The sequence below is a fragment of the Bacteroidales bacterium genome (genome assembly GCA_023229505.1).
Taxonomy (GTDB): domain Bacteria; phylum Bacteroidota; class Bacteroidia; order Bacteroidales; family JAGOPY01; genus JAGOPY01.
On the sequence record JALNZD010000006.1, the window covers coordinates 36,080 to 57,819 of the forward strand.

Annotated in this window: 10 protein-coding genes; all 10 read left to right on the forward strand. The window is 45.6% G+C overall.

Going from position 1 to position 21,740, the window contains the following annotated elements:
* The first annotated feature begins 9 nt into the window (after positions 1–9).
* The 10 genes from M0Q51_03620 to M0Q51_03665 all read left to right on the forward strand — a co-directional run bounded on the left by M0Q51_03620 (position 10) and on the right by M0Q51_03665 (position 21,715).
* On the forward strand, positions 10–1,479 hold the full coding sequence (locus M0Q51_03620) for a PAS domain S-box protein (GenBank protein MCK9399073.1): 1,470 nt from the start codon (positions 10–12) through the stop codon (positions 1,477–1,479).
* Positions 1,476–2,105 (forward strand): response regulator transcription factor, encoded by a 630-nt coding sequence (locus M0Q51_03625; protein ID MCK9399074.1) that lies wholly within the window; start codon positions 1,476–1,478, stop codon positions 2,103–2,105. Before M0Q51_03620 ends, M0Q51_03625 begins: the two co-directional genes overlap by 4 nt.
* A gap of 164 nt (positions 2,106–2,269) precedes the next feature.
* Positions 2,270–2,635 (forward strand): response regulator transcription factor, encoded by a 366-nt coding sequence (locus M0Q51_03630; protein ID MCK9399075.1) that lies wholly within the window; start codon positions 2,270–2,272, stop codon positions 2,633–2,635.
* A gap of 295 nt (positions 2,636–2,930) precedes the next feature.
* The gene (locus M0Q51_03635) at positions 2,931–15,284 is read left to right on the forward strand and encodes a T9SS type A sorting domain-containing protein (protein MCK9399076.1); all 12,354 of its coding nucleotides are present in this window, start codon (positions 2,931–2,933) and stop codon (positions 15,282–15,284) included.
* On the forward strand, positions 15,281–15,784 hold the full coding sequence (locus M0Q51_03640) for a DUF4402 domain-containing protein (GenBank protein ID MCK9399077.1): 504 nt from the start codon (positions 15,281–15,283) through the stop codon (positions 15,782–15,784). The genes M0Q51_03635 and M0Q51_03640 overlap by 4 nt, the downstream gene beginning before the upstream one ends.
* 2 nt (positions 15,785–15,786) lie before the next feature.
* Entirely contained in the window at positions 15,787–16,389 is a 603-nt protein-coding gene (locus tag M0Q51_03645; protein MCK9399078.1) for a hypothetical protein, read from the forward strand.
* A 43-nt stretch (positions 16,390–16,432) separates the two neighbouring features.
* Positions 16,433–16,996, forward strand: a complete 564-nt coding sequence (locus tag M0Q51_03650) for a hypothetical protein (GenBank protein MCK9399079.1) — start codon at positions 16,433–16,435, stop codon at positions 16,994–16,996.
* Between the two features lie 356 nt (positions 16,997–17,352).
* Positions 17,353–17,922 carry a hypothetical protein gene (locus tag M0Q51_03655; protein ID MCK9399080.1) on the forward strand — a complete coding sequence of 190 codons (570 nt, stop codon included), beginning with the start codon at positions 17,353–17,355 and terminating at the stop codon, positions 17,920–17,922.
* A gap of 316 nt (positions 17,923–18,238) precedes the next feature.
* Complete coding sequence (locus tag M0Q51_03660; GenBank protein ID MCK9399081.1) at positions 18,239–19,075, forward strand: hypothetical protein; 837 nt, start codon at positions 18,239–18,241, stop codon at positions 19,073–19,075.
* Between the two features lie 18 nt (positions 19,076–19,093).
* Positions 19,094–21,715 (forward strand): hypothetical protein, encoded by a 2,622-nt coding sequence (locus M0Q51_03665; GenBank protein ID MCK9399082.1) that lies wholly within the window; start codon positions 19,094–19,096, stop codon positions 21,713–21,715.
* Positions 21,716–21,740: the final 25 nt, after the last annotated feature.

Genomic DNA, 21,740 nt, shown 5'->3' on the forward strand with positions numbered 1-21,740 from the left:
CCCAAAACCATGAATATCAGTACTTCCCCCCAACTGAACAAAAAGCTCTTTGTACTTATCATCGAAGATAGCCAGGCTGATGCTGAACTCAATGTAATGTTGCTTCGGACAGCGGGCTACGACATCTCCTATCAGCGGGTCGAAACTGCGCAGGAGATGACTGAGGCGCTTGAACTGGAAACATGGGATCTGATTCTTTCCGATTATTCCATGCCCCGTTTCAGCGTTCAGGCGGCGCTCGAAATCTATCGTGCTCATGCCGCTGACATTCCGTTTATTGTAATTTCCGGGGCGATCGGCGAGAAAAAAGCGGTGCAACTCATGAAGGCCGGAGTGCATGATTATTTGCTGAAAGGCAACATGGCCCGGTTCATTCCGATTGTTGAGCGGGAACTTCAGGCGGCATTTAACCGGCGGGAACTGGTTAAAGTAAATACTGCACTTACGCTTAGTGAGGAGAAGTACAAGATCTATATGGAAAACGCACCTGATGCCGTTTTTGTTGCTGACAGGACTGGCAGATATACCCATGTGAATGACGCAGCCTCCCGGATTACAGGATACACCAGGGATGAGCTTTTGAAAATGCCAGTCCTGGATCTGATTACTGAAGAATCAATTGAGCAAGGAAAGGAACGGTTCTACAAAATGTTGAAAACCGGCTCATTAAAGGCAGATTTTGAAGTGCGGCAAAAGAATGGTTCAAAACGGTGGATTGCGGTTAATGCAAATCGAATTTCAGAAACCCTGTTTCTTGGTTTCTCAAAAGACATTACGGACATGAAAAATGCCATCCTCGAGGTGATGAAAGCCAGAGAGGAGATGCAGCAGCTGAATCAATACCTGACGGATGCCAGGGAAAATGAACGGGCGACAATTGCGATGGAGATCCATGATGAACTGGGTCAGGCATTAACGGCTATTAAGATTGACCTGAACTGGGTTCTGGAGCACATCGCAGACAGCACTGAATCATTTCAGAAAATCTCCGGGATTATTGAGTTGACCAATGATACGATTAAAATAATACAAAGAATATCGGCAGAGTTACGCCCGGGATTGCTTGATGATCTCGGGCTTGTCGCGGCCATAGAATGGTATTGTGGTGAATTTGAACAACGTACCGGGATAAAATGCGAGTTGATGTTAGAGGATATGCCTGATGAAGACAAACGGATCAACCTTGCACTGTATCGGATCTGCCAGGAAGCTTTAACCAACGTGATCAGGCATGCGAATGCCAAAACCGTGCGCATCACGCTCAGCTATACGCCGCCGGGAATTACCATGATCATTGAGGATGACGGAGTGGGAATTTCACAGGAGAAAATTACGTGCGGGAAATCCCAGGGTCTGATTGGCATGCGCGAACGGGCCCGGCAGATAAACGGGTCGGTTGAATTTTCAAAAAATACTGTTGCCGGTACAAAAATAGTTACCTTGGTCTCCGTGCCAACCCATGAACCTGCTAGAGTATGAAAATTCTGATTGCCGATGACCATGCCATTGTTCGTGAAGGAGTGAAACAGATCGTGAAGACGTTGCCGGAGGTAACCCTGATCGATGAAGCATCTGAAGGCAATGAGGCCCTGTTGAAGATCAAAGAGGTGGGCTACGACCTAGTAATCCTTGATATTTCAATGCCCGGCATGAGTGGGCTTGATATTCTTCAAAGGATCACTTGCAGAAAAATCAATACACGGGTATTGATGTTGAGTCTTCATCCACAGGAACAATACGCGATAAGGGCATTTAAGCTGGGAGCATCAGGATACCTTTCAAAAGACAGCGCCTTTGAGGAACTGACCACGGCCATCCATAAAATTGCAGCCGGAGGAAAATATGTCTCACCGGCCTTTGCAGAAAAACTGATTTTTGCCGATCCTGAACAAGGGCCCCAAGATCTTCATGATTCACTTTCCGAAAGGGAATTCCAGGTGATGATCATGCTTGCAAAAGGCAAAACAGTCGTTGAGATTGCAAAGGAAATTTTCATCTCTGACAAAACTGTCAGCACCTACCGGTCAAGAATCATGGAAAAAATGGGCATGAAAAAGAATACCGACCTTACATTATACGCAAGCAGGAACAACCTGATCGAATAACAATCCGGCGCTTTCCGGTCAGTTCGAATCCACATGCCACCGCAGGTTGTAGGACAACCCCCTACAATAAAATCAGTATTTCTCCTACAAAGAACTTCTGAGTCCCCTATACCCGGGGGACTCAGACTCATCTAAATTTGCATCCACACAAAATACTACCAAATATGAAGCTACTAATTGCGGATGACTCATCCCTGATGAGAGAAAGAATTAAAAACCAGGTCAAGGATTTTGATCAGGTGACCATCGTGGGAGAAGCCGACAATGGAAGAACGGCCATGGAAATGATCAGGAAGTTTGAGCCCGACCTGGTCATCCTTGACCTGCACATGCCCGAAATAGGAGGTATGGAGGTACTGAAGAAAATAAAAGACGATAAGATGAAGACGAAAGTCTGCATCCTGACCAATTATTCCTATCCGCATTACAAGACCAAGTGCCTTGCGCTTGGCGCTGATTATTTTCTGAGTAAATCTGATGATTTTGAAAAAACAAATTCTGTCGTTGCCGATATATTACTGACGCTGTGATATGTTAAAGAAATTCTGGTACCTTTTTTTAGTTCTGCTTATTGAAGGCTCATCTTTGATGGCTGTAGTACTATTGGGTGCCAAATTACTGGCTCCGTTTTACGGGAGTTCTTTGATTATTATAACAATCGGCTTTGTCATCAGGGGATTGATCATCAGATCCCGGCACACCGATATTATCAGGCAGCATAATGATTTATATTTTTTAATCCGGGGTTTAAAAACGGGGAGAACTTTAAGTTACCCTTCCCCGGCCGTGTGTGCTTCACTTCTGCTCACTCAAAAACAAAACCTCATGAAAAAAATACTCTTGCGAAGCTTTTTTGCAATTGTATTTGTGATTGTAAATTTATTTCTAACGAATAATGCATTTGCTGCAATAACACAGCGTGGAACATCGACGACTGGAACTACCACCAATACAAATGTTACGATCAGTAAGCCAACTGGCGTTGTTACAGGAGACGTTATGATTGTGAATATTGCCAAGGTTGGCAATAACACAACGGCTCCCTCCTTAAGCGGCTGGACGCTTATTAATGGTGTAAGTCTTGGTGGGGGGACAGCACGCTATGGTGCCGTTTTATATAAAGTGGCAGGTGCATCAGAACCAACTAGTTATACATTTGCATTGGGTACAGGTACAACTTCCGCTGTCGGTTCTATTGTTGCATTCTATGGTGTTGATGTTTCGGGGGCAACTCCTTTTGACGTTACTCCCGGGACTATTTTAGTTTCTTCTGCTAGTAGTACCGCAGTAGGAGCTACTACTATAACAACTGCCACTACCTATGCCGCAGTGATTATGTTTGGTATGGCAGCTTCTACAGCACCCACCTGGTCCGGATGGACTACTACATCCCCTGGTGCGTTGACTGAACTATACGATAATAATGTTGGTACAACTGCATCAGTCGGAGCAGCTTGGGCAATTAAAGCAGCTTCTGGAGCCACTGGCGCAGGAGCAGCAACCCTTTCATCAGCAGAAAGAAATGGAGGGATATTAATCGCACTAAAACCGAAGCAAACTATTACAACAGGAACAATATCCGGCTCGCCATTTTGTGCCGGGGCTGCGGTTTCCGTTCCTTTTACCATCACCGGGACCTTTACCTCGGGAAACATTTTCACCGCTCAGTTATCTGATGCGAGTGGAGGCTTTACTTCGCCAGTGGCTATAGGTTCGCTAACACAAACCACTGCAGGAACTATTTCCGGTACCATTCCATCAGGTACACTAACAGGAACAGCTTACAGAATACGTGTTGTGAGTAGTAATCCTGTTATAACGGGAACAGACAACGGAAGTAATTTAACAGTAAATCCTCTTCCAACCGTTACCTATACTCTAACCGCCACCCCTTCGACTATCTATAACGGATCGAGTTCAACGCTATCACTCTCGGGGAGCCAAACCGGCGTTAATTATCAGTTACGGATCGTTACCACGCCAGTGGGTTCCGCAGTAGCAGGGACCGGATCGGCTATCAGTTTTGCACCCGTAAGCCCTGGTTCAACCACAACATACAATGTGCTTGCAACCAATGCAACAACCGGCTGTAGCGTACAACAAACAAGTACAGCCACTGTAACCGTCCTTTCAACTTGTATTACGACCCATCCATCGAATGTCACCATCTGCTCGGGGGCAGGTACATCGTTCTCTGTTGTGGCTTCCGGCAGCCCTTCGTACCAATGGCAAGTGAGCACTAACAATGGAGGATCATGGGCCAACATTACCGCAGCAGGAGCAGAGCCTGGTTATGCAGGTTGGACAACTTCAACGCTAACTTTAACAGGTACTATTCCTTCAAATAATGCCTATCAATACCGATGTGTTTTAAGTGGAGGATGTGGCCAAACCTCCAATGCAGCTACTTTGACCCTGCAAATTATCAATATATCCTACACTTTAAGCGCCAGCCCGGGACTTGTTAGTGTTAGCGGAAGCAGTACACTTACTCTTTCCGGCAGTCAGACGAATGTTAATTACCAGCTTAGAACCGGAACGACACCAATCGGTTCACCGGTTGCAGGAACGGGCAGCTCTATCAGTTTTGCCGCAGTTAATCCTACTACATCAACGCAATACAATGTTTTGGCAACTACTACTTCCGGTGGATGTAGCGCTCAGATTACCGATACCCGGACCGTGATTGTTAATGAAACGGGGATTATCATTGATTTAGCGACCTGTAACGGGCAGCCGGGTTTGAATTTTTTCACCAACAGCGACTTCGGAACAACTTCTACTAATAATTATCAGACACCCGATCAGGCGTTATTTCCCGGAGTAGTATTAGGATACCCTCTTGGCGCATATACAAATTATATCTATGGTTTGATTGGTAATGCAATTCCTGATAGTAATTATATAATAGCAAACTCAACTGCAGGGATGTATCGTACCCCTCAGCAAGTAATGGGCACTGACGTTTGGCTATATACCGAAGACCGCAGCTCAACCCCTGGCATCGGCGATATGTATATTGTGAATGCCAGCTACACCCCGGGTGTATTTTATACTGAAGTACTTACTAATCTTTGTGAAAATACCAGGTATGAGTTCCGTTCGGAAATGATTAACTTATATGCAGCCAATTGGGTGCCTAATGGTTCGGATTATTTAAACTACTTCCCGAAAGACGGACAAGGAAACTACTATTCCATTTTACCAAATGTTGACTTCATGCTGGATGGAAGAGTTGCTTTAAATACCGGGAATATTATGAATGATGGCTCATGGAAAACGTATGGTTTTACTTTCAGAACGGACACAGGCCAGACTTCTCTTACCCTTACCATGCGAAATAATTCTACCGGAGGAATTGGTAATGACATTGCTCTTGATAACATATTAATGCGGGCGTGCGGACCGGAGATTGATATAACAATTAATACCACATTGCCTGTTTGTCCTGGTTTACCTGTAACCATGACCGCGAATTTAATTGCCAGTGATTATTTAACCCCTGAATATCAATGGCAAAAAAGTACAGATAACGGAGTGACCTGGAACGATATATCCGGAGCAAATGATTCTACCTATACGAGTACTAATCCGGCTTATGGGGATGAGTTTCGGTTTCTTGTAGCTGAGACTACAGCGAGTTTAGACAATCCTAATTGCAGCGTTGCCTCCAACCCTGTAAGCATTACCACCACTGCGGGTATTACAGGAACAACCCCGGGTTCGGTTTGTGGAACAGGAACAGTTACCCTGGGAGCTACTGCTAATTCAGGTTCAACCATAAACTGGTATGCCAACTTAACAGGAGGGTCTTCATTAGGAACCGGCACAAGTTATACAACTCCAACAATATCCTCCACTACTACATATTATGTTGAAGCAACCAATGCCGGATGTACAAGCAACCCGCGTACTTCTGTCGTTGCAACAGTAAACACCAGTGTTACCGCCAGTGTAAGTATATCGGCCAGTACCGGAAATTCTATTTGTAGTGGCACTAACGTCACCTTTACGGCAACTCCCACAAACGGAGGAGCCACACCATCTTATCAATGGAAATTAAACGGAGGAAATGTCGGAACAAATAGTCCTACTTATTCAAATAATACGCTGGCTAACGGCAATACGATAAGCTGTGTAATGACTTCGAGTATTTCAAGTTGTATTACCGGTTCGCCTGCCACATCAAATACCATTACGATGGTTGTTGGAACAAGCGTGCCGGCCAGTGTCAGTATTTCCGCTAATCCGGGAAATACAATCTGTCAGGGGACGAGTGTGACTTTTACAGCAGTAGCCACTAATGGCGGGGCTACTCCGAATTACCAATGGAAAAATAATGGTAGTAATATTTACGGCGAAGTTTCTAATGTTTACACCACAACTTCGTTGGTTCAGGGCGATATCATTACTTGTGTCATGACCACAAGTTTGGCATGTGCGACCGGTTCTCCTGCTACCAGTAATAGTATTACAATGACGGTGAATTCCGTTCCAACTACCGCGACAATCAGCACAACACCACTAAACTATTGCGGTGTGCTGGTAAGTGGAGCATTGGGCGGAAATACCCCGGTCGTTGGCACAGGAGCATGGAGTCAGGTTTCCGGTCCCGGTACAACAACCTTTAGTGATTCTACCTCCGGTTCATCGACAGCCACCGCCACTGCCTATGGAACCTATGTATACCGCTGGACCATCAGTAACGAAACCTGTACCCCAAGTACGGCAGATGTTACAGTAAATTATTATGCAACTCCAACAGCAACGATCAGTGGAACAACCACGGTTTGTCAAAACGCAACTTCTCCGAACATAACATTCACCAATCCTCAAAATTTGCCCGTTACAATTACATATGATATAAACGGGGCTAATCAAACGACAATAAACGTTGACGCAAGCGATTCAGCAACTGTGGCCGCTCCAACAACTACTGCGGGAGCATTTGCTTACAATTTAGTAAGTGTCGTTTATCAATCTGCACCGGCATGCTCAAATACAATATCAGGAACGGCAACAGTAACGGTAACTCCAACAGTAGGCACGCCAACCGCCATTACAATATCCGAGGGAACAGAACCTACATGTCAGTTGACCGATGGAACTACCACAACTACCTATGCAACAACGGCGACAAACAATACAGGATTTAACTGGAGTTTGAGCAATGGCTCAGCAGGAAGCCTTGACCCCACAACCGGTGTTATGACCTGGGCAAATGGGTTCTCAGGAAGTGTAGATATACAGGTAACTGCCAACGGTTGCAACGGTCCATCTGCACAGGTTATACGCACTGTAACAATAACAACTTTGCCAATAGCAACATTTAGTTATACAGGCACTCCATACTGCCAGAATGCAGCAAATCCATCCCCGACATTTAGTGGTGGAGGAGTAGCAGGAACATTTTCATCAACAGCCGGTTTAGTCTTTGTAAGTGATGTAACCGGTGAGGTAAACTTATCCGCAAGTACAGCAGGTATTTATACAGTAACAAATACAATAGCTGCATCAGGTGGTTGTGTTGAAGTGATTGCATCAAGCACTATAACCATAACAACTTTACCAACAGCTACTATATACTATGCAGGGTCGCCATTCTATATGTCGGAATTGCCACAGAGCGTCACTCTAACAGGTACTGCTGGTGGTACTTATACAGCTTCACCGGCTGGTTTATCTATAAATGCTTTGACAGGTACTATTACAAGTGCAAGTACTGCAGGAATTTACACGGTAACTTACACGATAGCAGCATTGGGTGGTTGTGGAGAAGTAACGGCTACAACCAGCGTAACAGTTCTCACTGGAGATATTATAGCTGTTTCCGGTTCAACAGGTGCAGATGGATACTACGCATCATTAACCAAGGCGTCAGGTGCTTTTGCAGCAATAAACGCGCAAAATCAGTCAGGGAATACAATTATTATCACTATTGCGAAGAGTTCAAATACTGAAACAGGTGCAAATAGTTTAAATGCAGGAGACTGGACTACGCTTACCCTATATCCCACTGCAACAGGTATTACCATTAGCGGAACTTTTGCCGGACCTCTCATCAACCTGAACGGCGCCGATAATGTGACTATCGATGGAAGGGTGAATGCAACTGGTGCAGTAAAAGACCTGACAATCACCAACACAAACGCGGGAACTTCGGCATCAACAATCCGGTTTATCAACTCTGCCGAAAACAATACCGTACAAGATTGCACCATTAAAGGTGCAGAAACAAGTACAACAAAGGGGATCATCTTTTTCTCAACAGCCACAGCCGGCAATGGAAACGACGGAAACACAATTGACAATAACGATATTATAAGCGATGCGGCCGGAAGGCCTATAAATGCAATATATTCAGCAGGGTCGACAGGCTTTGAAAACAGCGGGAACACCATCAGCAACAATAACATTTACGATGTTTGGCGCACAGCCTCAAACTCTTACGGAATTCAACTCGCCGGATTTACTACCGACTGGACCATTTCCGGAAATAGTTTTTATGAAACAACAACTTTTATACCCACCGGAGCCCGTACATATAATGCTATCAGGGTAGTTAATACTTCCGGGAATAATTTCATTGTCTCGGGTAATTACATTGGTGGTCAGGCGGCACAGTGCGGAGGCTCTCCATTAACTGTAAGCGCCGGTGTTGCCCATCTGTTTCGGGGTATTTACCTGAATGTTGGGGATACCACGGCATCATCAGTCCAAAACAACACCATTAAAAACTTTAATTATACCAGCACCAGCACTAATCCATGGCAAGGTATTAATATTATTGCAGGTTCGGTAAATATTGGCACTGCCACGGGCAATATCATTGGTTCTGCAACAGGCATAGAATCAGTTCTGATAACCGGTTCAGCAACCGGTACGAATGTGTATGGAATTAATATCGCAAGTGAAGGAACTGTCGATTGCCAAAACAACACCATTGGCTCCATTACTGCCGCTAATGATACTGCTAATTTTGCAAGTAACATATACGGGATAAATAAGACCGGCGCAGGGATAATAACTATTAGTAATAATACGGTTGGAAGCATTACAACAGCCAGCAGTATCAATGCAAGCTCAGCCAGTACAGCTAACGCCCAAAGTGTTATTGGAATTAGTTCTGCCGGAACCGGGACGCTCACCATAAACAACAATACTATATCCAATCTGACCAATAGCACTAACAATCCAACTGCCGCCACAGCAGGGATTATTAATGGTATTAAATCTACATCTGGTACGAATACTATTTCTAATAATACTATCCGGGATCTAAGTATTGCCAATGCGAATACTTCTGCAACCAATACGGCCTCTGCTTGCGGTATCGCACTGACCGGTGCTACGTTAAAAACCGTATCCGGAAATACAATTTACAATTTATCCAATACCTACGATGCTTTCGCAGGGAACGTTGTTGGTTTGTATTTTACCGGCAGCACAGGTGCCAATGTTGTTTCGGGTAATTTTATCCATAGCTTGTCGGTAACCGGCGCTTCTTCTGTTGCTGCTAAAGTGTATGGTATCAAGATAGCCGCAGGTGTTACTACCTACTACAACAATATCATCAATTTAGGCGGAAATACGGCCACTAACATTTATGGTATTTACGAAACAGGGGTAGCAAACAACAATAACAACCTCTATTTTAACACGGTGTATATTGGGGGAAGTTTGAGTTCGGGGGCTACGAATAAGTCCTATGCTTTATATAGTAACTCTTCTGCAAATACTCGCAATTTCAGAAATAACATTTTTGAAAATGCCCGTTCAACCACAGATGGTGCAAGTTTGCATTATGCCGCTTATTTTAACTATGCGGTTATCACTAGATTAACATTTGATTATAACGATTATTATGCTCCGGGTACCGGCGGCGTATTAGGATATTACAACGCTGCGAATGTAACCACACTCCCACTTATAACAGGGTTTGATGCTAATAGTTTAGCCATCGACCCCGTTTTTGCAAATGCGGGAGGTACAACCGCAACGGATTATATACCTTCTTCCGGTAATTTAGCTGGAACTAAAATTAGCACTATACCAACAGATTATTTATTAAATAACAGAGCAAATACACCCACGATGGGTGCTTTTGAAGGAACATTAGTTTTATATGTAGATGTTTACAAATCAGGAGTTTTTCAATCTGCCTACCCCCGGTTGAAAGATGCTTTTGATAGGATCAACGATGGAACGCATATAGATGCACTTGAACTTAGAATAAATGCAAACATCACCGAAACTACTTCGGCTGTGCTTTATCAGAGCGGATATACCGGTGCCGGGGGCACATCAAATTATACCTCAGTAAACATCTATCCCACTGTTACCGGAATTACCGAAACGGGAAATCTGGCTGCACCCCTGATTGATATCAATGGAGCCGGTAATGTAACCATCGATGGAAGGGTAAATGCAACAGGTTCAGTAAAGGACATGATAATCACCAATACCAACACATCAGCCACAGCAGGAACTTCAACGATACGGTTTATCAACTCTGCCGAAAACAATAACGTGAAATATTGCACTATTAAAGGTTCAGAAACAAGTGCCACAATGGGGGTCATCTTTTTCTCAACAGCCACAGCCGGCAATGGAAATGATGGAAACACAATTGACAATAACAATATTACAAGCGATGCGGCCGGCAGACCTATAAATGCCATATATTCAGCGGGGTCGGCAGGCTTTGAAAACAGCGGAAACACCATCAGCAACAATAATATTTATGATTTTCTAAAGAATGGAACGGCTTCAAATGGTATAAATCTTGCCGGCTATAATATCACATGGACTATTACGGGAAATAGTCTGTATGAAACAGCATCTTTCGTACCAACTGCTTCTGTTGCATACACGGCCATAAATGCTTCAGCTATTACTTCAACCGACCTTACCGTAAGCGGAAACTTTATAGGTGGAAATGCTCCTTCGGCTGGCGGTACCGCCTGGACGAAGACGAACGCTTTCAGTAATGTTTTCACTGCTATTAATTTGAATGTTGGAACCGGCACGGCGAGCAATGTTCAAAATAATACCATCCAAAACATGGCATGGAGCAATTCCGGGAACGCAACATGGACAGGGATTAATATTGCGGCAGGTAATGTAAACGTTGGCACGGTCACCGGTAATGCCATTGGGGCTGCAACCGGTGCAGGCTCCATTACGGTAACCGGTAGCGCAACCGCTGCGAATGTATATGGAATTAATATCGCAAGTGCAGGAACTGTCGATTGCCAAAACAACACCATTGGCTCCATCACTGCCGCTAATGATACTGCTGCTTTTGCAAGTAACATATACGGGATAAATAAGACCGCCGTAGCAGGAACCACCACCATCAGCAACAATACGATAGGAAGCACCACCACGGCCAACAGTATCCAAGCCAGCTCAGCCAGTACAGGTAACGCCCAAAGTGTTTTTGGAATTTATTCTACAGGAACTGATACTATCACCATAAACAACAATACGATAGCCAATCTTAAAAATAGTACAACCAATGCGACTGCCGGCACAGCAGGGCGTATCAATGGTATTGTATCTACAAATGGTACAAATACCATATCTCATAATACCATCCATGATTTGACCATAGCCAATGCCAATAATAAAGCAACCAATACAGCCTCTGTTTGCGGAATCGCACTAACCGGTGCAACACTAAAGACCGTATCCGGAAATACAATTTACAATTTATCCAATACTTACGCTTCTTTCGCCGGCAACGTTGTTGGTTTGTATTTTACCGGCTCCACTGGTGCCAATGTTGTTTCGGATAATTTTATCCATAGCTTAACGGTAGAAGGAGCTACTTCTACTACAGCTTCAGTGTATGGTATCAAGATAGCCTCAAGCGTTGCTACCTACTCCAACAATATCATAAGTTTAGGCGGAAATACAAAAACAACCATTTATGGCATCTCCGAAGCGGGGGCAGAAGACCACAATAACAATCTCTATTTTAATACGGTATATATTGGGGGAAGTTTGGGTTCAGGAACCAATAAGTCATACTCTTTATATAGTATTGTTACTGCAAACACACGTAATTTCAGAAATAACATCCTGGTGAATGCCCGTTCAACCACAGGTGGTACAAGTTTGCATTATGCCGCTTACTTTAACAATGCAGCTAGTCCTAATTTGATACTTGGTTATAACGATTACTATGCTCCGGGTACCGGCGGGGTATTGGGCTATTACAACGGTGCGAATGTTATTACACTACCACTTATTGCCGGGCAGGATACCAACAGCTTAAACACCGACCCAAGCTTTTTCAATGCCGGTTCAACGGTTGCGACAGATTATAAAGTCAATATACACCTTACCGGGATAACAATTTCCGGTATCACGACGGATTTCGGTGGCGCGCCAAGGGGGGAGCCTCCCTGTATGGGCGCCTGGGAGAAAATCCTGCGGAAATGGAAGGGCTCGATCAGCACTGATTTTGCGAATGACACCAACTGGACAGACGGGACTGTGCCCCTGGCCGGAGAAAATATATTATTTGATAATGATCCCGACCGGGATTGTTACCTGGATGGAGACAGAATAATCGGCAATTTAATCATCAACCAGCCTGTTGATAAAATGGTACTGAATGGATACCGGTTATCGGTGAACGGAAGCCTTTTGCTTACAAATGGCGGGCAAATCGATGCCGGGTCATCCAATTCGACCATTGCTTTTACCGGCAGCATTGCCCAATCGATAAGCTCCGGAGCGTTTACGGATAATAGCGTATATAACTTTACGCTTAATAACAGTTCCGGAGTTTCGCTCAACGGAGACCTGGATATAAACTGGGTACTTGATCTTTCGAATGGCGCATTGACCTTGGGAACCGGTACATTGACAATAGCAGGAAATTCTCCTGCCAGAACAAGTGGTACCATTGATGCCGGCAATGCCGGTGCAACCCTTGCTTTTACTAATTCAAGCGCAATAACTCTTCCTGCCTCCATTTTCACAGGGGCAGTTAATAATATGACGATTGATGGGACCGGCGGAGTTACTGCAAGTGGCGATTTTTCTGTAAATGGCATTTTGTATCTTCAAAGCGCAAACCCATCATCATTAAAAGGCAGTCTTGACATGGGCAGTAGTTCAATTCTGACTATGGGAAGCAGTGCCACTACTATCGGAGCAGGTGATGTTACAGGGATTGTTAAACGGACAACCCTGGTTGCCGCCACTTCATACACCTTTGGGAATCAGTACACAACAATTGACTTTCAGGCTGGGGGAACATTACCGGATGATATCAGCGTGAAAATCACCATCGGCTCGGCGCCTTCATGGAAAACGGATGCTATCCTTCGGATATATGATATTGTGCGTACAGGAGAATGCGACAATACCGTAATATTAAACCTGCATTACCTTGATAGCGAACTCAACGCCAATCCGGAAGCCGATTTGTTCTTGTGGGATTATCAGGCGGGTATACCGGAAATTGATGCACATGAGAAAACAAATGGCAGTACTATTGACAAATGGATTGGAATTTCAAACCTTAATATCTCTTATTTTCCGACTGTCTTTGATGATCATATCTGGACACTGTCAAAAGAAATATATGTGGTGTTCGAAGGCTCAAGAGGTTGGCGTATGATCTCCTCGCCTACTGCCACCAGTTACGGGGACCTGCTCAGCGGGTTTATCACGCAGGGGGCTACCGGTTCCACTTATCCGCTCAACCAACCCAACTGTCTTTGGTTTGATGAAACCGATACCCTCACTACCAATATGAGCTGGCGTACTATGGGCAACCTCACTAACAGCATTACCCCCGGACGCGGCCAATTCTTCTTTGTATTTGATTCGGTTTCCGGCGCCTACAACGACACTTTGCCCCGCAAGATGAGCACCGGAGGAAACGCTAATTATACCAGCGGAACCTTCTCCTTCGGTGGTGGAAATCAGCCCGTAACCTTTTCTCCCAGGGCAGGAGGACAAATAAACACAGGCCCTGGCGATACCATCTTTTATGATACGAATATCAGCGATGAGGGCTGGAACCTGCTGGGAAACCCCACTTATTCCACCCTCAACTGGGATGCCCCGACCGGATGGACCAAAATTAACCTGGATAACAACATCTATATCTGGGATCCCGGAGCCAACTCCGGGAACGGCGAATACAAGGTTTGGAATGGCCATAACGGTTCTTTAGACAATGGACTGATCGCCCCCTACCAGGCCTTCTGGGTGCATGCATCTGCAGCCGTCCCGGGGCTGAGTTTTACAAATAGTGTGTTGACATCCGGCGGCACATTTCACGGCGGTGGCAGTTCTGTAAAATCACAACAAGCCGGCCCCAACCCCTCTGCCATTAACCTCAGCCTGAATGCCGGCGGGTTGCAAAGTACCGCGATTATTTCATTCATGGCAGATGCCAAAGTAGGGCCCGATACCTGGGATGCCTACCGTCTTGAGCCGCCTTCTGATTCCTGGCTGGAGTTGTTTACCTTATCTTCTCCTTCACACACCATGCCGCTGGTGATCAACAACCTCCCTGTTGACAAGCCGGATTTTCTCGATCTTCCCCTCTTTGTTGGCGGTCAGCAGCATAGCCAAAGTCTGGACGGAAACTACACCCTGCATTGGGAACTGCCACCCGACTGGCCGGCGGACTGGGCCATCAGCCTGCACGATAACCAAAGGGAGAAAGCCATCTCCATGAGCCACAATCAAAACTACGACTTCGAATTCTATAGTACTAAAAGCAGCGCAGCGACCACGGATTCAATAAGCGTCCCCACGCTGCCCGTCAGCATTATTAATCCTGTTTCCCAAAAAAGTACGCTCAAGAGTACCAACCAACTGCCACCATTTTCCATCATAATTCAAAAAGGCACCTACGTCGATAATCCCGCGTACATGGCGCCACAGGCAAAGCTGCTGCAAAACTATCCCAATCCTTTCAGCAACAGCACCACCCTGCGCTTCAGCCTGCCCTTGGCCGCGAACGTGACCCTTGAAATCTTCGATCTTTGCGGACAAAAACTGGAAGTGGTGGTGGCCAACAGGTATTTCGAAGCCGGCATACACAACATGATATGGTATAGCTGCGGTAAAAAATCGGGTATTTACTTCGTGCGTATGAAAACCAAAGAAACAAATGAAGTCATTAAACTGATTATTCAAACATGAAAAAGTCCATATTCAGGCTGTTCTCCTTCGTCTTGTCTCTTTTATTTTTCTCAAACCTTCATGCCCAGGAGGCTGTCAGCATCACTGCATCGGCTACCGTGTTGGAAATCAGCGAGATTGAGTTGGTGACCATCAAAGAGATGAATGTTGATGGATCCTTTGCCGAAAACGGGATAGTGAATATCTCGCCCGTCACCGATATGAATGCGGGGGAGTTGCTGGTAAAGGGCCGGGCCAATGCGCAGATGCGAATTACCTCTCCGAACCAGACTGTGCTGGTAAACACCTCAGGGCAGGGGACCCTTATTTTTTATTATGTTTTAAGCGGTTTCTGGTCAGATAACAAGCAAGCATCCGAAATCCTGAACGCACCCGATCGCATACTTCAATTCAATGAAGAAGGACAATACTACCTGTGGGTTGGCGGGCGGGTGGACATCAACAATGCACGCCCTGGAAATTATGAAGGCGAATTCATTCTTGAAATAGAATACATTTAACCATGCAAGCCGGCACAAAATATATTTTCCTGTTGATCTCCACAACTATCCTGGTGATGGCAGGCGCTCTCAATGCCCAACACATCAGTTTTGGCACCTGGGCCGGCGCCGGCCTCACCCTGACAAATGGCACCCCCTACGAACTCAATTTCAACGATAAAACACCTTTAATAATAACAGGAATTAATCAAAGCGTACCCATTTCACTCACCGATATGGAAGCTGCTGTGCTGACCATTGAAGGCACAGAATACCTGGATGTGACGGTTTACGTGGATGCCCCGCCAACACTTGAACTGGATGCCACGAACAGCATTCCGCTAAGTATCAGGTTCGCTTATTCCAACCTGGGTCCGGCGGATATTGCGACCGCTAAAATCCAGGCCGTGGAGGTACCGGCCGGGTTCAACTCGGCCACTTTTCCCATTTTCCGGCGCACAAGTGGACCGCCAGGTCCACCGCCAACACCCCCGCTTGAAGGGTACACTCCGCCACAAAAAACGGCTTACCTGTTTATTTACGGCACGCTGGGGCCTGTGGGCAATGTGAATGCAGGACTTTATGATGGAACTATTAATGTGACGGTAGAGTATAGTACCTATTAGTGAAAAGGGGCAACAGAAAATAATTGAAAATTGATAATTGAAAATGTACAAAGAGATAAGCCAGAAGATGAAAAGTGAAAGTAAAAAGTGGGGGATCATCCTGCTGCTTGCGCCTGGATTGTATTCCGGGGTGGTGCAGGGGCAATTCATGCGGATGAACTTCGAAGTAAAAGCCAATGTTCGCATGGAGCAGATTATGCCATTTGATTTTAACACAACCGCTCCATCATCTGATATTGAAGTGGAGAGTGGAACACAAATCCTGCAAGCTTCGGGTGTGTATTCCCTTGTTGGCTTGGAAAACATATCGGTGATGGTACGTGTGGAAGCGCCCGATGTGCTGCTTGACGAGCAAAACAATACTATTCCTTTTGAGTTGACGATGGCCTGGCAGAACGACGGCACACAGGACGAAGCAACCGCAAAACCGGCCAAAGACAATAAATCTGTTTTCCCACTGAGTAACAGTGGCCTGTTGATTAAAAATATGAAAGAGGCGCCTGCAGTGCTGTACGCTTACATATTCCTTAAAGGAACTGCAATAATACCGAGAACAGCAACCTCCCCTTATGAGGGCAGGGTGCATCTGATTGTTGAATATGAATAAACCCGATGTTTAACCAAAATTTAAAGGCCATGAAAAAACAAAATCTACCCTGGCATGCAGGTTGTAGGGCATCCCCCTACAAAAAAATCAGCATTTCTCCCACAAAGAATTTCTGAGTCCCTTACACCCGGGGAACTCAGACTCATCTAAATTTGCATCCACACAAAAGACTACCAAATATGAAACTTTTAATTGCAGATGGCTCATCCATGAAAAGAAACAATTCATCCTGAATGAACAAATTGCGAACCTTTTTGTAAATACAGCGTATAAATGCTAAAAGTTCAAATACCATAACAAAAAAATCAAATCAAAATTAACCCTTAAAGAAATTAAACTTTTTTAAACCCAAAACTATGAAACATAAATCAATTTTTACAATTTTCGCGGCCCTCACAATGGTGTTGGGCTTTGCAATGACTGGCTTAGGCCAGCAAAATGATAATGCAGTCATTGCAGCAAATGCAACCGTTGTTGGTGCAGTTGTAGTAGATTCAGTACAATCATTGCAATTTGGTAATGTAACTCCGGGAAATACAAAAACTATCAGTACAACTGGTACAGTTGCAGTTGGATTTGCTGGTGGAACTACCGAAACTGAAGGTAAATTTTCTGTGACTAAAGGTGCAAACTCGCAGGTAACGCTTACCTTTGCATTACCATCCGTGTTGACTAAATCCGGTGGCATTACTATGCCAATCAACTTCTCTGACTATGGCGGTAACAAATGTGGCGCTATTGACGCTACTACTCTTTATCCATTTACCCCCTCAGCAGCTCCACTGGTCATTTCAAACGCTGCATTTGCAGCTGCATTTGCTGCAGCATCGTTCATTGTGCATCTCGGAGGCACCGTTGTTCCTACTAACACTCAAGCGGCAGGCGCCTATACAGCGAATATCACCCTCACAGCTACCTATAATTAAACAACAAGCTGTCGGGATTGTAGAATGTTTTTAATGCCTACAGCTTTTTTTTAAAAGTATAGGAAAATAAAGCTCCCCGCCGCAGAGCAGCGGGGTATGAATGAGATAAACTGATGGGTTAACCCATCAGTTTAATCTATTAGTTTTCGAAGACTGCGCTCCAGGGAGCGAGGAATTAACCTGATGAGATTTAATGGAAAAAGGAAAAAGTGATTCCTTTTTCCTTTTTCCTATAAAAAAATTGTACCTTTGTTCAATTCTTTTAATCAGGTAACCCTCAAAGCCTTTAGTTATTAATCACATTAAAGGATTAAAAATGAATCAGCTAAAATTAAAATCCATCGTGATACTCCTGTTGTTTGCAGCAAGCTTTACAACGCTGCATGCGCAGTTGGCTATTTCTCCTCCCTATATATCTATCGATGAAAAAAGCGGGGTGGGGAACCTATATATCACCAACAATTCGGAGCAGTCGCAGGAGGTCGGGATATCCTTTGCATTCGGCTATCCGTCTTCTGATGCGGATGGCAACCTGGTGATGAATTACAGTGATTCTGTTGCCTTCGAACAATATGCACTCGACCTGCAGATCCGCGCCTTTCCGCGCAGCTTCATCCTGCCACCCAAGCAGATGCGTACCATACGTATCCAGGTAAGGCCAACGTCCGCAATGCAGGACGGTTTTTACTTTACCCGTGCAAAGATACTGGCAATGCCCCAAACTCCGGATGTTGCCAAAGAGGTTACCGAAGGCATCACAACCCGCATTACTTTCAACTTCGAGCAGGTAATTCCCGCTTTTTATAAACGGGGTAAAGTGAGCACCGGCCTCACGATTGAAAAGGTTGATGTAGCCCAACAGGATGGCAAGCTCATCGTGATGCCCCACCTGAACCGCACCGGCAATGCCCCCTTTATCGGCAGCATGGCTGTAAAACTTCTCGACAGCAAGGGTAAGGTGGTTACCGAAACACAATCCTCCACCACGGCTTATTTCAATGTGGTCAGGCGAGCTGACCTCGACCTGGCCAAAGTAACACCAGGAAAGTACCAACTCGAACTTACGTTCGAGACGAAGCGTGGGGATATGGCCGCCGATGATTTGGTACAGGCACCCACGTTAACTGATGTTGTTGATGTGGTGATTAAATAGTTGTATGCGAAATGGGAAATGAAGAAAGTTCTTTTTTCCTTTTGCCTTGCTCTTTACCTTTTACCTTTCTCCCTGGTTGCTTCCCCGGTACCACGGGGTGAGGAAATCCTGCTCACTTTCCGCCATCCGGCCATTGGCAATGTGTATGTTAACTGCATATACAACGATAGTAACGACCAAACATACCTTCCCGTTACGGAGCTTTTCAACCTCTTGCAGATAAACTACCAGCCGGATATCAGGAATTTCACCGTGAGTGGCAATTACCTTAGCCCGGATAACCCATACGATATCAACCTTACCACCATGAATATCCGTTTGGGAAAAGAGGTTTTCCCGCTCACTCCCGATGATTTCCGCATAGGGGAGATGGATTTTTACCTTAGCCCGGCCATATTTGAAAAGGTGTTTGGCCTGGTATTCACGGTCAACATCAATTACCTCACCCTGACGCTTACCACCGACAAGGTTTTACCGGTCGTGGAGCGGCAGGCCCGCGAAAAGGCCCGTAAGAAGATGGAAGGGGGGCAGCTTGTTCAGGAAGACTTTCCGCTTGAATACAACCGCAAACGTAAAGTGCTTGGCGGAGCGATGCTCGATTATGCCATCACCGGTTATTACAGTAAGAATTTTCAAAATATAGACTATACTTTATCAGGAGGCATGGAAGTATTGGGAGGAGACCTCCAGGGAACTGTTATGGGAAACAGCTCTTCGGTTGGCAGCAGTAATTTGCGAACCAATAATATACGCTGGCGCTATGTAATACGTGAAAATCCGTTTTTTACCAGTTTCACAGCCGGACAACTGACCACCACCGGCCTGCAACGTTGGCAAATCAAGGGTATTGCCATCAGCAACGACCCCATCGAACCCCGGAAAATGTATGACTCCTATGTTGTTGATGGCAATACTGAAGCAGAATCGGAAGTGGAGCTTTACCTCAATGAACGGCTTATCGGTTATAAGCGTGCCGACGAGCTGGGTTATTATCGCTTTGATGCGCCAATCAATTACGGCACCTCCCGCGTGAGTACCCGGATTTATACACCTGCCGGTGAATTAAGGGTGGTGGACCGCGAGATACAGGTGCCATTCACCTTTTTGCCCAAAGGGGTGGTAACTTATAATGTGCAGGCAGGTGTGGCATACAACACATTCGACACCCTGGTTAACGATAATTATGTGGCACATGGCAATGTGGGCGTGGGCATACGCAACTGGCTCACCGCATCAGCCGGTGCGGAATACATTGGCAAAGAACTCCTCCCATCCAATCCCTTTTTATATGGCAGTCTTTCGGCACGTATTGCGAAACAATACCTGATGAATCTCGACATTGCCCCCGATGCTTTTTACCGCCTTTCGGGAAGCGTGATGTATGTTTCCAACATCAACATCAACTTCGTTTATACCCATTTTACCCGTACCGGCCCCTTCAATGCCCGTCGCGCCACAGATGATGTTACCGCCAATCTTTACCTGCCTGTCAATCTGTTTGGCATGAGTACCGGGCTCCGTTTAGGCGGCGAACATACCCTGCTTGAAAACAGCACCTCCACCCGTTACAATGCCGACCTGAACGCACGCCTTGGCCGTTTCAACATTCGTCTGAATTATCGCGATAACCTGATCAGCAGCGGGAACGTGAACTATTTTGGCCAGGGTCTGTTAACCACGGCGATCACCTATACCATCGCCCGCACCCCGGGCATTCCGGTTTATATTCGCGGCATGTTTCTGAGAGGCGAGGCCAGGTATGATATCCGGAACAATCAATTCACTGAGACCAACCTGCAATTATCCCGCACGCTGCTCAAAACCGGCCGCCTGAACGTCAACCTGGCCTATAACTTCATCCAGCATGGATGGAATATCCAGGCCGGCTTCAGTATTGATCTGAAATTTTCCCGTTCCGTCACTACCTTCAATTCAACAGGAAAAGCAAGCTCGGTGCGTCAAAGCTTCAACGGTTCCCTGGGGGTGGATGCCAGGAACGGACATTTTGAACTGTCAAACCGTGAGCAGGTGGGACGGGGCGCCGCATCTGTGGTGTTGTTTGTCGACAACAACAACTCAGGCACCTTCGACAAGGGTGATGAGATACTTCCTTATAAAGCCGTGATCCTCGACAATCCGGCCATCATGACTGTTGGCAAAGACGGGATGCTGCGGTTGGGTCAGATGCAAAGTTACTACCGGTACAATCTCAGGGTTAACCGCATTGCCATCCCTAATCCCACGCTGGTGCCAATGAAAAATGAATTCTCCTTTATCACCGACCCCAATCAATACAAGCGCATTGAAATCCCCTTTTGCCGCGGAGGAATCATTGACGGATCGGTATCTGTCGAAAGAAATAATGTTTTACAACCGCAGGGCGGTTTGCGCCTGCTGTTAAAAGGCGTGAATGTGAAATATGAAGAAACCGTCCGCACCTTCTCTGATGGCGGTTTCTATGCAATGGATCTGCCACCGGGAAAATATACGATTGAAGTGGATCCTGCACAGCTTGCCTTTCTAAGGGCTAAATCCCGGGATGGAGCGCTGCAATTTGAGATAAAAGCTTTACCGGAAGGCGATAACATCGAAGGGTTGAAAATAGTTTTAACCGCGGAAGCCGAAAAAAGCGGCGAGTGACCACATAAGATGTAGCGATGTAGCG

What these genes read in the sequence shown, in the direction of transcription:
- M0Q51_03620 (MCK9399073.1), top strand. Translation starts at nt 10, where the DNA reads ATGAATATCAGTACTTCCCCCCAACTGAACAAAAAGCTCTTTGTACTT.
- M0Q51_03625 (MCK9399074.1), top strand. Translation starts at nt 1,476, where the DNA reads ATGAAAATTCTGATTGCCGATGACCATGCCATTGTTCGTGAAGGAGTG.
- M0Q51_03630 (MCK9399075.1), top strand. Translation starts at nt 2,270, where the DNA reads ATGAAGCTACTAATTGCGGATGACTCATCCCTGATGAGAGAAAGAATT.
- M0Q51_03635 (MCK9399076.1), top strand. Translation starts at nt 2,931, where the DNA reads ATGAAAAAAATACTCTTGCGAAGCTTTTTTGCAATTGTATTTGTGATT.
- M0Q51_03640 (MCK9399077.1), top strand. Translation starts at nt 15,281, where the DNA reads ATGAAAAAGTCCATATTCAGGCTGTTCTCCTTCGTCTTGTCTCTTTTA.
- M0Q51_03645 (MCK9399078.1), top strand. Translation starts at nt 15,787, where the DNA reads ATGCAAGCCGGCACAAAATATATTTTCCTGTTGATCTCCACAACTATC.
- M0Q51_03650 (MCK9399079.1), top strand. Translation starts at nt 16,433, where the DNA reads ATGTACAAAGAGATAAGCCAGAAGATGAAAAGTGAAAGTAAAAAGTGG.
- M0Q51_03655 (MCK9399080.1), top strand. Translation starts at nt 17,353, where the DNA reads ATGAAACATAAATCAATTTTTACAATTTTCGCGGCCCTCACAATGGTG.
- M0Q51_03660 (MCK9399081.1), top strand. Translation starts at nt 18,239, where the DNA reads ATGAATCAGCTAAAATTAAAATCCATCGTGATACTCCTGTTGTTTGCA.
- M0Q51_03665 (MCK9399082.1), top strand. Translation starts at nt 19,094, where the DNA reads ATGAAGAAAGTTCTTTTTTCCTTTTGCCTTGCTCTTTACCTTTTACCT.